This is a genomic window from Vibrio sp. 1CM2L (assembly GCF_023161695.1).
Lineage (GTDB): Bacteria > Pseudomonadota > Gammaproteobacteria > Enterobacterales > Vibrionaceae > Vibrio > Vibrio coralliirubri.
On the sequence record NZ_JALNTT010000002.1, the window covers coordinates 1,110,759 to 1,123,129 of the forward strand.

Consider the following 12,371-nt stretch of genomic DNA (forward strand, 5'->3'; position numbering starts at 1 on the left):
GTTTTGGACGACATATCAACGGGTATCTTATTTGCGCTACTCGCGTGTCTCATTGTAATTTCTGGTTATTTCTCTGGTTCCGAAACGGGCATGATGTCCCTGAACCGCTACCGTTTAAAGCACTTGGCCAATACGGGTCATAAAGGTGCCAAACGCGTAGAAAAACTTCTGAACCGCCCAGACAGATTGATTGGCCTCATTCTCATCGGCAACAATCTCGTCAACATTCTTGCATCTGCGATCGCGACTATTCTTGGTATGCGCATCTACGGGGATATCGGTGTGGCTATCGCTACTGGTACCCTGACTCTCGTGATCCTCGTATTCGCTGAGGTAACACCAAAAACCATCGCTTCTCTATTTCCTGAACGTGTCTCTTACGCGAGTAGTATCCTTTTGATGATACTGATGAAGGTGCTGTCACCATTGGTGATCTTAGTGAACTTCATTACCAACGGCTTCATTCGTATCTTAGGCGTTAAAGCCAGCCATGATGCAACCGACCACTTGAGCTCAGAAGAGCTTAGAACCGTGGTAAATGAAGCAGGTAGCCTGATCCCTCAGCGTCACCAAGATATGTTGGTGTCTATTCTGGATTTAGAGCACGTCACCGTGAACGACATCATGGTGCCACGTAATGAGATTACTGGCATCGACATCAATGACGACTGGAAATCTATCGTTCGTCAACTGACTCACTCGCCTCATGGCCGTGTGGTGCTGTACCGTGACCAGATAGATGAAGTGGTTGGTATGCTTAGGCTGCGTGAAGCTTACCGCCTGATGCTTGAAAAGAACGAATTCAATAAAGAGACCCTGTTGCGTGCAGCGGATGAGATCTACTTTATTCCTGAAGCGACACCACTCAATATTCAACTGCTTAAGTTTCAACGCAATAAGCAGCGCATCGGCTTGATTGTTGATGAGTATGGCGATATCAACGGCTTGGTTACATTAGAAGATATTCTTGAAGAGATCGTAGGTGAGTTTACCACCTCAATCGCCCCAAGCTTATCTGAAGAAATTACTCCGCAAAGCGATGGCAGCTTCTTGATTGAAGGCAGCGCCAATATCCGAGACATCAACAAAGGCTTACAGTGGGCACTGCCTACCGATGGCCCAAGAACTCTGAATGGTTTGATACTGGAACACCTTGAAGATATTCCAGAGAGTCACCTCAGTGTTCAGGTAGCCAGGCACCCAATGGAAATTGTTGAACTCGAAGAGAACCGTATCAAACTAGTGCGCGTGTTCCCACAGATCGTGAACGGCTAACTGAGTTATCATTGAAGCTCACATAAACAAAAGACCCGGTTCATTGAACCGGGTCTTTTAGTATCTAACTCGCCCTATCTAGGGTGGCGATCAATGACTAGTCGATTTTAAGCTCTTGCAGCATAGACTCAGGCAGTGCCAGTTCATCATTCTTGTTTACAGAAATACCTGCAGCGATGATCGCATTCGCAATCTCTTTCGCTTCATCCAAAGAGTGCATTGCCGCGGTACCACATTGGTATTCGTTCAGCTCAGGGATCTTATTCTGGTTCTCAACTTTCAGTACGTCTTGCATCGCTGCCAACCAACCGTCAGCCACTTGTTGCTCTGTAGGCGTACCAATCAGGCTCATGTAGAAACCCGTACGGCAACCCATCGGTGAGATATCGATGATCTCTACATCTGAACCGTTCAATTGATTTCGCATGAAACCAGCGTATAGGTGCTCTAGAGTATGGATACCTTTCTCAGATAGGATGTCTTTGTTTGGCGCAGTAAAACGCAGGTCAAACACAGTGATGGTATCCCCTTTTGGGGTTTGCATTGTTTTAGCAACACGAACTGCTGGTGCGTTCATGCGTGTGTGATCAACAGTGAAACTATCTAATAAAGGCATTGCTCTTCTCCATGACGGCTGGCTTTAGAAAAACCAGCTTCGATTGTCTTCTAGTTCTTTGCGGCACTGTTTCAGCTGCCATCCATAATCTTTTGCTTGCTGTTCGACTTTGCGCGCCACCTTAATCAACGATGGCTTGCTGTTGTACGACTTGCGCTTATAACCACCACGGCCTTCATGATAAGCCAGATATTGGTTATATGGGTCCCATAGTGAGATGCCCAATTGACGACGCGTCTCGCTGGTATACCAACCGATGAACATCAATGCATCATCAAAGTTGGTTCTTGAGCCACCGTTATTGGTCGCCTTTTGGAAATCTTCCCAAGCAGGGTCTTGAGCTTGTGCATAACCGTAGGCACTGCTTACACGCCCCCACGGTATAAAGCCAAGAATATAATCTTTAGGTGGGCGCGCATCATGACGATAGCTACTCTCTTGTTTCACAAAAGCCATCGCGACGTTAATCGGCGTGCCCCACTCTTCTTGCATATCCAAGGCATCTTCATACCATGAAGGGTGCTCTCGAAAGATGCTACACAAATTATCTTGCTGCTTTGGCGGTGGCGTTGCACATCCAACCAATAGGCTAGAGACAACACCAACAGTTGCTACAGGTAACCATTTACTACTCACACGAGTAGGCTGACCTAATAAGGCTTGCTTCCTTTCCACCAAAGTCTCGCTATGCTTTTAAATACGAAAAATAATCCGCTAAGAAGCTATCAAAATCTTGAGTGCTTGCTTCTTCACTTTGTTGCTGAGCAATCACAGAGCGTTGAACTTCTGCTTCCATCAGCTCAGCTGAATATACCTTGTATTGGTGCGCTTTGTGTTGCTGAGCGTACGTTTTACCTAACGCGCAACCCACTTTACCTAAGCCACCTAACTTCTTAGTCTCTTCTAGCAACTGGCCAGAAATGGTCAGCTCTGGGTTATCAATCCAAGCTTCAAGCGTATCGCACGTTTCTTGGTATGCACGACCACCTTGTTCAGCGTCCATCATCTCGGCAATAGAGCGCAGATCTTTGAAGACACGCTTCGCCCAATCTTGCAGAGACAATCGCTCGCCATGACAACCGATTTGCAGCTCTAGACCAACCTGACGACCTTCTAGGATCACCTTGTTCCAGTTATCACGCCAGCATTCAAGCTCGCAGTTATCCATCTCTGCAGAATCCGTTAGCACACTCCACGTTAGGAATAAGTCTAAGAAGCGAACTTGCTGCTCATTGATACCAATTGAGCTGAATGGGTTTACATCTAAAGAGCGAACCTCAATGTACTCAACACCACCACGTGCCAATGCTTCAGATGGCTTCTCACCACTCTTCGCTACACGCTTAGGACGGATTGGAGCGTAAAGCTCATTCTCAATTTGCAGTACGTTGCTATTCAATTGACGGTATTCACCATCAACCTTAGTGCCAATCTCGGCGAATTCTTCCGATGGTGTACGAATCGCTTGATTCAAACCTTCAAGGTATTGGTCTAGGCCGTTGAAACCAATCTTCAATACACTTTGCGCACTGTTGGTGTAGCCAAGATCGCTCAGGCGCAATGCCGTTGCTTTTGGTAAGTACAGTGTCTCGCCAATCTTTTCAAAAGGTAGGCTTGTCTCTCTTCCTTTGATGAAAGAAGAACATAGTGCAGGTGAAGCACCGAAGAAGTATGGGATTAACCAACCAAAGCGGTAGTAGTTACGAATCAAACCGAAGTAAGCATCTGACTTAGATTCACAACGCGCTTCTTCTGTTTGCTCTCCAAACAGGCTATCCCAAAAGCTTTCTGGGAAAGAGAAGTTGAAGTGAACACCAGAGATAATCTGCATCAGGCTACCGTAACGACGTTTTAGGCCTTCACGATATAGGGTCTTCATCTTACCGTTATTCGAGGTGCCGTATTGCGCTAGCTGAATGTAATCTTCACTGCCAACGTAACAAGGCATAGAAAGCGGCCATAGTTTTTCGCCGTCTAACTTGGTTTGCGTGAAGTGATGGATATCAGACAACTGATTCAAAAGCGTCGGAACGTCGTTAGAAACAGGCGTGATAAATTCCAGTAGCGACTCAGAGAAATCGGTCGTTACCCATTCGTTCATCAACGCAGATCCCAAAGCCTCAGGGTGCGGCCCAGTAGCAAGGTGCCCATCTTCCGTGTAGCGTAATGTTTCCCTTTCAACACCACGACCAAATTGAGAGAAGGTCTTAGGGTTGGTTGCAACTTGCTTTAGTCGCGCAGCAAAATCAGTCAAAATTCAGTTCACTTATCTTATATTGTTCTGATTAGAACTATCATAAATTAGGTTGGAGGAGAAAAGTAGAGTCTCTTCCCTCCCCCTTTAATGTGTACTCTAACGAATGATTTCAAGCTCTTCTATTGGAATATCTAACTTTTCTAATTGCGGGCGAAGCGAAGTCGCGTCACCAACAACGATTATTTGATAATCATTCGGGTCAAACCATTTCTTAGATAGCTCGTTTAAGGTCTCTTTTGAAACCGTTTCAACTATCTGATTACGCTGTTGTAGGTAATCTTCATCAAGGCTCAATGCGACAATATTACTCAACAACCCAGCCTTTTGACTTGGCGTTTCGTATTTGAGCGCATCTTGTTGACCGACGGCAAGGCGCATAAATTTCACCTCTTCGTCAGTTAATCCACTCTGACTAAACTCGTTCAGCTCATTAATAAACTCTTGAATCGATGGAACCGTCGCATTCGCTCTTACCTGCGCGCTAAATACCACAGCACCAGTTTCTCGAGTACTTGCGAAGTAGCCGCTTGCACCGTAAGTGTAAGCTTTGTCTTCACGTAGGTTCTGGTTGATACGGCTATTGAAGTTACCCGCTAAGTTAAAGTTAGCTAGCTGACTCAAATACAATTCACCCGTTGCATCAAACGGCAGGCCTTTACGAACCAAGCGAACAATGCTTTGCGGCGCACCCGGTTTGTCTACCAAATACAGGTGTTGACCTGAAAGCTCTTTGACGATCTGTGGACGCGTTAATGGAGCTGCATCGCCTTGCCACTCTTCAAAGAATTGTAGCTGTTTTCCAATCTCTTTCTTCGAGATGTCTCCCACAACAACAATATTGGCACCTTCAGGTGTGTAGTGTTGATCGTAGAATTTTTTCACATCGTCTAGAGTGAGTTTCGATAGAGAAGCTTTAGTACCATCGCTCGCTCGAGCAAAAATACTGTCGCCAAACAGCACCTCACGTGTTGCTTGAGACGCCATCCAGCTTGGTTGTTGGTGCTGATACACAACACCTTCTAGCATCTGTTTCTTAACGCGCTCAAAATCTTGCTCATCGAACTTAGGCTCGAATAGAACCTCTTGCACAATCGCTAAGGTTTGAGGCAAGTTTTTCTCTAGCGTCGAGACTGAAATATCTGTGGTGTAGCTGCCTGCACTAATGCTCACGCTGCTACCAAGTTTATCTAAGGTCGCTTGTAACTCTTCAACGGTTCGTTTGGTTGAGCCTTCTTCCATCATCGAAGCCGTTAGGTTCGCTAGGCCTTCTTGCCCTTTGCGAACATAACGTTCGCCAGCTGGAAGTTGAATTTGTAGCTGTACTGTCGGTGTTTCGCTGGTCACAGTACCAATCAAGTCCGTGCCATTTGCAAAGTGCATGCGGTACAACTCAGGCATGGTCGCCTCAACACCAAAGTTCACTTCTGGCATTACGCTGCGATCAAATGTGTTCGGTGCCTTTCTGAAATCCAGTTGGTCTTCCGTCACCTTGCTGTATTCCGGCAACGTACGTGGTGGCGTGGTAAAGGTCGCCTCACGAACCGCTAAATCGAGCTTTTTCTTAGGAACCACACTCAAGGTAACCTTGTGCTTACCTTCGATGAAATCTTGGTATGCCTTACTTACGCTCTCAGGCGTCACCGCTCGGATTTGATCGAGTTGTGATTCAATCCGATCAGGCTGACCATAGAAGGTTTGGTTCGACGCGAGTTGCGACACCTTACCTTTAACACTTTGCAATGCAAAAACAGCATTCGCTTCTGCCATGCCAGTGATCTGGTCTAAACGCTCTTGCTCAACGCCCTCTTTCGAGAATTGCTCTAGGGTATCCATCAGCTCTTTATTAAGAACCGTCAAATCGCCTTTTTCACCTGAGTTGCCCATTGCATACACGTACATGGTACAAGCAAGCTCAGCACAATCATGGAAAGAACCAGCGCTGACGGCCTTCTGCGTTTTTACGAGGTTTTGATATAGGTAACTGTTGGTACCTGAACCTAACACGTTAGACAATGCATTCAGGGAAGCTTGCGTCTCTTCACCGCGATACGTTGTTGGCCAACCCACAAGCACCATCGGCTGACGAATATTGTCTTCTAAGGTGATGTACTTATCTTCAGTCAGAACAGCAGGTTGCTTCTCTGCTGCCTTCACTTCAGGACCTTGAGGGATTGGGCCAAAGTACTTGTTCACCCACTCTAGCGTGTCATCAACGTCGATATCACCACCAATCGTTAACACGGCATTGTTTGGGCCATACCAACGCAGGAAGAACGCTTTAAGATCATTCACGTCAACACGATCAAGATCTTCAACATAGCCGATTGGTTGCCAAGAGTAAGGGTGACCTTCTGGGTAAAGCGCTTCGCCCATGCGTTCCCACATTAAGCCGTAAGGACGATTTTCGTAGCTCTGCGCTCGCTCGTTCTTGACCGTGCCTCTTTGCACCTCAAATTTCTTCTGAGAAACTGCATCCAACAAGAAGCCCATTCGGTCTGATTCTAACCACAACATTTTCTCAAGTTGGTTAGAAGGAACAGTTTCAAAATAGTTGGTGCGGTCACGGTTGGTCGTGCCGTTTAACGAACCACCCGCTTCGGTAATGATCTTAAAGTGCTGTTGGTCACCAACGTTCTCAGAACCCTGGAACATCATGTGCTCAAAGAAGTGAGCAAAGCCCGACTTACCAATCTCTTCACGTGCTGAACCGACGTGATAAGTGACATCAACATGCACCAACGGATCGGAATCATCAGGGGAAAGAATAACGGTCAGGCCGTTTTCAAGCTGATACTTGGTGTAAGGAATCACCACTTTATCTTTAGAAGGCTTAACCTCTTCTAACAGAGAGACACCTTCAGGTAACGAGGAAAAGAAGGGCGTTGAGCTAGGTACATTGTAAGAACAGCCAGCAATGGCGATAAGAGAAAATGTACCAAGTAAAACCTTTTTCATAGGTTCTCCTTAGAAAAAACCGAAGTAGATAGCAGCAAGTAAGCTATAGCGAGCGGCTTTGCCAATCGCTATCAAAATAACGCTAGGGATGAATTTCATTCTGAGCCAACCCGCCGCTAGACACAAAGGGTCACCAATGATCGGTAACCAACTAAATAACAGTGTCCAGTAGCCATAACGACTCAGCCAAGCCATAGCCTTATGACCATACTTTTCAGATTGAGTTCGATTAGGCAACCACAAACCAATCCAATAGTTAGTGAGGCCGCCTAAGGTATTGCCTAATGTCGCCACTAGAATGATCGATGAGGTTGAAAACTGATCTAAGCTCAATGCAGCCACAAGGCTAGCTTCTGAACCACCGGGTAGTAACGTGGCACTCAAGAAGCCACTAATGAACAGTACCCACAGCGCCGAGTCCGAGAACCACAGCGCGATATTTTCAAAAAGGGAGTTAAAAAATTCTAACACTGCCTATCAACTTTCTTGCATTTTAAGTAGCACCTTGCCTCTGGTGTGTCCGGTTTCAACCTGCAGATGAGCCGACTGCGCCTCACCTAACTGGTAGATACCTTGAATTTCTGTTTTGAGCAATCCGACACTGACCATGTAAAGCATGGTGTCCATTTGCTCAGGGTTTGGTTCAACCAGCATGCCTGATGCAGTAAAACCTAATAGTGTTGCTTTCTCACAGATAAGTTCTGCAGATAGAGTCGGTACTGTCACTACTCGCGCGCCATCTTTTAGGCACTTCAATGCATCAAGCGCGGTATCGCCACCGACCAAATCAATCAACACATCGACATCAGATACTCTTTCTGATGCTGGCGCAAACTTATAGTTAATCGCGTGAGCACCTAGCGTCGCAAGGTAATCAAGATTGGCTTCGCTGCAGGTTGTGTAAACCTCAGCTTTTGCTGCCACTGCAATTTGAACCGCAAGGTGACCAACGCCGCCCGCGCCCGCTAAAATAAGCACGCGGTCGCCTTCTTTCACTTCGGCTTTGTTGAGCGCTTGTGCCGCTGTTTGACTCGCGAGTGGTAATGCAGCTGCCGCTTCTAGAGTGACAGAATCAGGAACCATACTTAATGCAGCTTCTGGAACACACACATATTGGCTGTAACCGCCACCTTGCAGTGGAAAACCAATAAAGCCAGCCACGTTATCACCAACAGTAAAGCGTTCAGCCTGTTCACCTAGCGAGACAATTTGCCCTGAAATATCGTAGCCAGGCACCCAAGGCAGGTTATCTTTGTTTTGTGCTGCCGCCCAACCAAGGCCCGCTCGGGTTTTGACATCAATCGGATTAATGCCTGAAAAGGAAACTTTAACCACCACTTCTCCAGCCTTAGGCTCAGGGATCGCACTGGTTTGAATACTTAGGTTTTCGACGCCGCCGAATTGAGTAATCGCAATCTGTTTATTTTCCATTTCCACATTTCCTTGATTGATAAAAGCCCTAGTGAGCAAGCACCCTAAATAATAAAAAGAAAGGGATGCGAAAGCATCCCTTTGACTATAAACCATTTAATAAGGCGAAGTTAACCGCTCATTCGTAAATTGACGACCAATTAACGTAACGATACATGACCCAGCAAAACCACTAGCCTACGAGAGCTAATAGAATACCCGCCGCAACCGCACTACCAAGTACACCGGCTACGTTCGGGCCCATTGCATGCATCAACAAGAAGTTCTGAGGGTTTGCCTCAAGACCAACCTTGTTCACAACACGTGCCGCCATTGGAACCGCCGATACGCCAGCTGCGCCAATCAGCGGGTTGATGTCCTCTTTCGAGAATCGATTCAACACCTTCGCCATCAATACACCACCTGCCGTACCGATACTGAACGCGACCGCACCTAAGCCTAGAATACCCAGTGTTTCTAAGTTCAAGAACGTATCCGCTTGAAGCTTAGAACCAACCCCTAGACCTAGGAAAATAGTTACAACGTTAATCAGTTCGTTTTGAGCGGTTTTTGAAAGGCGATCAACCACACCCGCTTCACGCATTAAGTTACCCAAACAGAACATACCAACTAGAGGTGTTGCTGAAGGTAGGAACAAAATCGTCATCAGTAGTACAGCAAGCGGGAAAAGAATCTTCTCTGCTTTGCTAACGTGACGAAGTTGAGCCATCTTAATTTTGCGCTCTTCAGGAGACGTTAACGCTTTCATGATTGGTGGCTGAATGATCGGAACCAAAGCCATGTAGCTATATGCCGCTACTGCAATAGCACCTAGAAGATCCGGAGATAGCTTACTCGCCAAGAAGATCGCAGTTGGGCCATCGGCACCGCCAATGATCGCAATTGACGAAGCATCGGCCATCGAGAACTCCATTCCTGGAACGTAGTTCAGCAAGATCGCGCCAAATAGCGTTGCAAAGATACCAAACTGAGCCGCAGCCCCTAGCCACAATGTTTTAGGGTTCGCAATCAACGCACCGAAGTCCGTCATCGCACCAACACCCATAAAGATCAGCAGTGGGAAAATACCCGTTTCAATACCAATGTAGTAAACGTAGTAAAGCAAACCGCCAGGATCAGTAAACCCAGCATTTGGAATGTTTGCTAATACAGCACCAAAACCAATAGGCAGTAGAAGTAACGGTTCAAATCCTTTACGAATTGCCAAAAACAACAGTAAGCAACCAACCAGCATCATGCAGATCTGGCCGAACTCAAAGTTCGCAATCCCTGTTTCAGACCATAAGGTCATCAATCCTTCCATGATACTCCCTTACGCTAAGCTTAGTAGTGGAGCGCCTACAGTAACTGCATCGCCTTCTTTAACATTCAATTCTTGAACGATACCACCACGAGCAGCACGAACTTCCGTTTCCATCTTCATCGCTTCTAGGATTAGCAGAACGTCGCCTTCAGCAACCTCAGCACCCGCCTGAACGTTTACTTTAAAGATGTTACCCGCCAATGGAGCTGGAACCGCTTCAGCGTCAGACGCTGCTATTGGTGCAGCCTGAGCCGCTTGAGCAGGTTTTGCAGATGGCGCCACGGATGTCAGTTCACCTTGTGGGCCAACTTCAACATCGTAAACTTGACCATCAACCTTCACGCTGTAGCTTTCAATACCACCAGAAGCTTGTACAGGAGCTGCTGCAACTGGAGCCGTAACTTCTAGCGTTGGTGCAGGTTCAAATGCTTCAGGGTTACGACGGTTCTTAAGGAACTTAAGACCGACTTGTGGGAAGAGCGCGTAAGTCAGTACATCATCAACCGTATCTTCAGCTAGAGAGATACCCTCTGATTTCGCTTTCTCTAACAGATCCGTCGTTAACGTATCCATTTCAGACTTAAGTAAATCAGCAGGACGACAAGTAATCGGCTCTGCACCGTCTAGAACTTTCGCTTGCAGTTCAGCATCAACCTCAGCAGGAGCTTGACCGTATTCACCTTTCAGCAGGCCAGCAGTCTCTTTCGTGATGCTCTTATAGCGTTCACCCGTTAAGACGTTAATAACCGCTTGAGTACCGACAATCTGAGAAGTTGGTGTTACTAAAGGAATGTAACCAAGCTCTTTACGTACGCGTGGGATCTCTTCTAGTACTTCATCCATGCGATCGGCTGCGCCTTGCTCTTTAAGTTGGCCTTCCATGTTAGTTAACATGCCGCCAGGAACTTGAGCGATCAGAATACGAGAATCGACACCTTTCAGCTGACCTTCCCATTTCGCGTACTTTTTACGTACATCACGGAAGTAAGCCGCGATGGGTTCGATTTGGTCTAGTTTGAGATTCGTGTCGCGCTCTGTACCTTCTAACATCGCAACAACTGTTTCGGTTGGCGTATGACCGTAAGTACAGCTCATTGAAGAGATAGCGGTATCTAAAATGTCGATACCCGCTTCAACGGCTTTAACCGCTGTTGCAGTCGATAGACCAGTTGTCGCGTGGCTATGCAGTGCTAGAGGAACGTCACACGATGCTTTGATACGTGTAATCAGCTCTTCTGCTTCATACGGCTTTAATAAACCTGACATATCTTTAATACATAGTGAGTGACAACCTAGGTCCTCTAGGCGCTTAGCCAAATCAACCCAAGTATCTGAGTTGTGAACCGGACTGGTTGTGTAAGACAACGTACCTTGAGCGTGGCCACCAACGTCGATCGTTGCTTTCACTGCTTTTTCAAAGTTACGTACGTCATTCATCGCATCAAAGATACGGAATACGTCCATGCCGTTTTTATGGGCACGTTCAACAAATTTTTCTACTACATCATCCGCGTAGTGACGGTAGCCCAATAGGTTTTGACCACGCAGTAGCATCTGCATTGGTGTGTTTGGCATCGCTTTTTTCAGCTCACGCAAACGCTCCCATGGATCCTCGCCAAGAAAACGGATACACGAATCAAACGTCGCGCCGCCCCAAGTCTCAAGTGACCAGTAACCGACTTTATCCAGTTCTGCCGCAATTGGCAGCATATCTTCGATACGCATACGAGTAGCAAATAGTGACTGGTGCGCGTCACGAAGTACCACATCTGTGATAGCTAGTGGTTTAGACATGCTCATAAACTCCTTTTTAATCCTTTAAATGCTACTTAGCAGTAGACGCACGGTATTGATGAACCGCGGCCGAAATTGCTGCCACTACCTGTGGACTAACAGCTGAAGGGTTTGATTGTGATTTTTGAATTTTTTTAGGTGCTGCGATCGGCTCTGGTACTTCTTCTGGTACCAGTTTTGACATCAACCGAACGAGGTAAACTAGAATAGTTAGGAAAATAAAGACAACGGACATCCCCGTTATCATTAGAGTCGCCGCATCTCCTAGCAGGCTTCCAATATTAGTCATGTTGCTTCCTTTCTTCGTCATCCTGACATACGTACAGGATTTCAGCGAATAGTGATCCCGACCCATGGATTATCTCGATTGGTAAAAGTTTGTCAATTTTGTTTAAGGTTCTGTTACGGATAACGCACACATAAGGTTAATTATTCGGCTATCAGATCACATAAATCTGTCAAATACGTCATTTTTAGATATTTAAACTGTGACTTAAACGGGGCTTTTCTGGGAATTGATATGAGAAAGGTGGAATAACAAAGAAGTAATCAAGAACTACTTTAAATACAACAAGTTAAACAATTAGCAAATTTAACATTGTCGCAACAAATTTACAGCGGACATAAAAAAAGCCTCGTATAAACGAGGCTTTTTCTAATAATGTGGCGCGCTCTGGAGGATTCGAACCTCCGACCGCCTGGTTCGTAGCCAGGTACTCTATCCAGCTGAGCTAAGAGCG

10 protein-coding genes are annotated in these 12,371 nt (G+C 46.3%); 1 reads left to right on the plus strand and 9 read right to left on the minus strand.

Annotation, left to right across the window (positions count from 1 at the left end):
• The first annotated feature begins 3 nt into the window (after nucleotides 1-3).
• Nucleotides 4-1,275, plus strand: coding sequence for a CNNM domain-containing protein (locus MSG34_RS10010; protein WP_050620024.1), 1,272 nt, complete (start codon nucleotides 4-6; stop codon nucleotides 1,273-1,275).
• Nucleotides 1,276-1,372: 97 nt separating this feature from the next.
• Here MSG34_RS10010 and luxS read toward each other — a convergent pair whose 3' ends face one another.
• From luxS to MSG34_RS10055, 9 genes are all read right to left on the minus strand, one after another.
• The gene (gene luxS / locus MSG34_RS10015) at nucleotides 1,373-1,891 is read right to left on the minus strand and encodes an S-ribosylhomocysteine lyase (RefSeq protein WP_017056597.1); all 519 of its coding nucleotides are present in this window, start codon (nucleotides 1,889-1,891) and stop codon (nucleotides 1,373-1,375) included.
• Nucleotides 1,892-1,915: 24 nt separating this feature from the next.
• Complete coding sequence (locus MSG34_RS10020) at nucleotides 1,916-2,566, minus strand: hypothetical protein (protein ID WP_083994322.1); 651 nt, start codon at nucleotides 2,564-2,566, stop codon at nucleotides 1,916-1,918.
• 10 nt (nucleotides 2,567-2,576) lie between these two features.
• On the minus strand, nucleotides 2,577-4,145 hold the full coding sequence (gene gshA / locus MSG34_RS10025) for a glutamate--cysteine ligase (RefSeq protein WP_048612339.1): 1,569 nt from the start codon (nucleotides 4,143-4,145) through the stop codon (nucleotides 2,577-2,579).
• Between the two features lie 99 nt (nucleotides 4,146-4,244).
• Nucleotides 4,245-7,103: a pitrilysin family protein gene (locus tag MSG34_RS10030; RefSeq protein WP_248337222.1), complete on the minus strand. Its 2,859-nt coding sequence runs from the start codon at nucleotides 7,101-7,103 to the stop codon at nucleotides 4,245-4,247.
• Nucleotides 7,104-7,112: 9 nt separating this feature from the next.
• Entirely contained in the window at nucleotides 7,113-7,574 is a 462-nt protein-coding gene (locus tag MSG34_RS10035; RefSeq protein ID WP_248337224.1) for a YqaA family protein, read from the minus strand.
• Between the two features lie 6 nt (nucleotides 7,575-7,580).
• Nucleotides 7,581-8,534 (minus strand): NADP-dependent oxidoreductase, encoded by a 954-nt coding sequence (locus MSG34_RS10040; protein WP_248337226.1) that lies wholly within the window; start codon nucleotides 8,532-8,534, stop codon nucleotides 7,581-7,583.
• A gap of 172 nt (nucleotides 8,535-8,706) precedes the next feature.
• Nucleotides 8,707-9,837, minus strand: coding sequence for a sodium ion-translocating decarboxylase subunit beta (locus MSG34_RS10045; protein WP_019825842.1), 1,131 nt, complete (start codon nucleotides 9,835-9,837; stop codon nucleotides 8,707-8,709).
• A 9-nt stretch (nucleotides 9,838-9,846) separates the two neighbouring features.
• Nucleotides 9,847-11,631 (minus strand): sodium-extruding oxaloacetate decarboxylase subunit alpha, encoded by a 1,785-nt coding sequence (gene oadA / locus MSG34_RS10050; RefSeq protein WP_248337228.1) that lies wholly within the window; start codon nucleotides 11,629-11,631, stop codon nucleotides 9,847-9,849.
• 31 nt (nucleotides 11,632-11,662) lie between these two features.
• Entirely contained in the window at nucleotides 11,663-11,920 is a 258-nt protein-coding gene (locus tag MSG34_RS10055; protein ID WP_004741884.1) for an oxaloacetate decarboxylase subunit gamma, read from the minus strand.
• Between the last annotated feature and the right edge of the window lie 451 nt (nucleotides 11,921-12,371).

Coding starts and splice junctions, on each gene's coding strand:
- luxS (WP_017056597.1), bottom strand. CDS start 1,891: ATGCCTTTATTAGATAGTTTCACTGTTGATCACACACGCATGAACGCA.
- MSG34_RS10030 (WP_248337222.1), bottom strand. CDS start 7,103: ATGAAAAAGGTTTTACTTGGTACATTTTCTCTTATCGCCATTGCTGGC.
- MSG34_RS10040 (WP_248337226.1), bottom strand. CDS start 8,534: ATGGAAAATAAACAGATTGCGATTACTCAATTCGGCGGCGTCGAAAAC.
- MSG34_RS10045 (WP_019825842.1), bottom strand. CDS start 9,837: ATGGAAGGATTGATGACCTTATGGTCTGAAACAGGGATTGCGAACTTT.
- oadA (WP_248337228.1), bottom strand. CDS start 11,631: ATGTCTAAACCACTAGCTATCACAGATGTGGTACTTCGTGACGCGCAC.
- MSG34_RS10055 (WP_004741884.1), bottom strand. CDS start 11,920: ATGACTAATATTGGAAGCCTGCTAGGAGATGCGGCGACTCTAATGATA.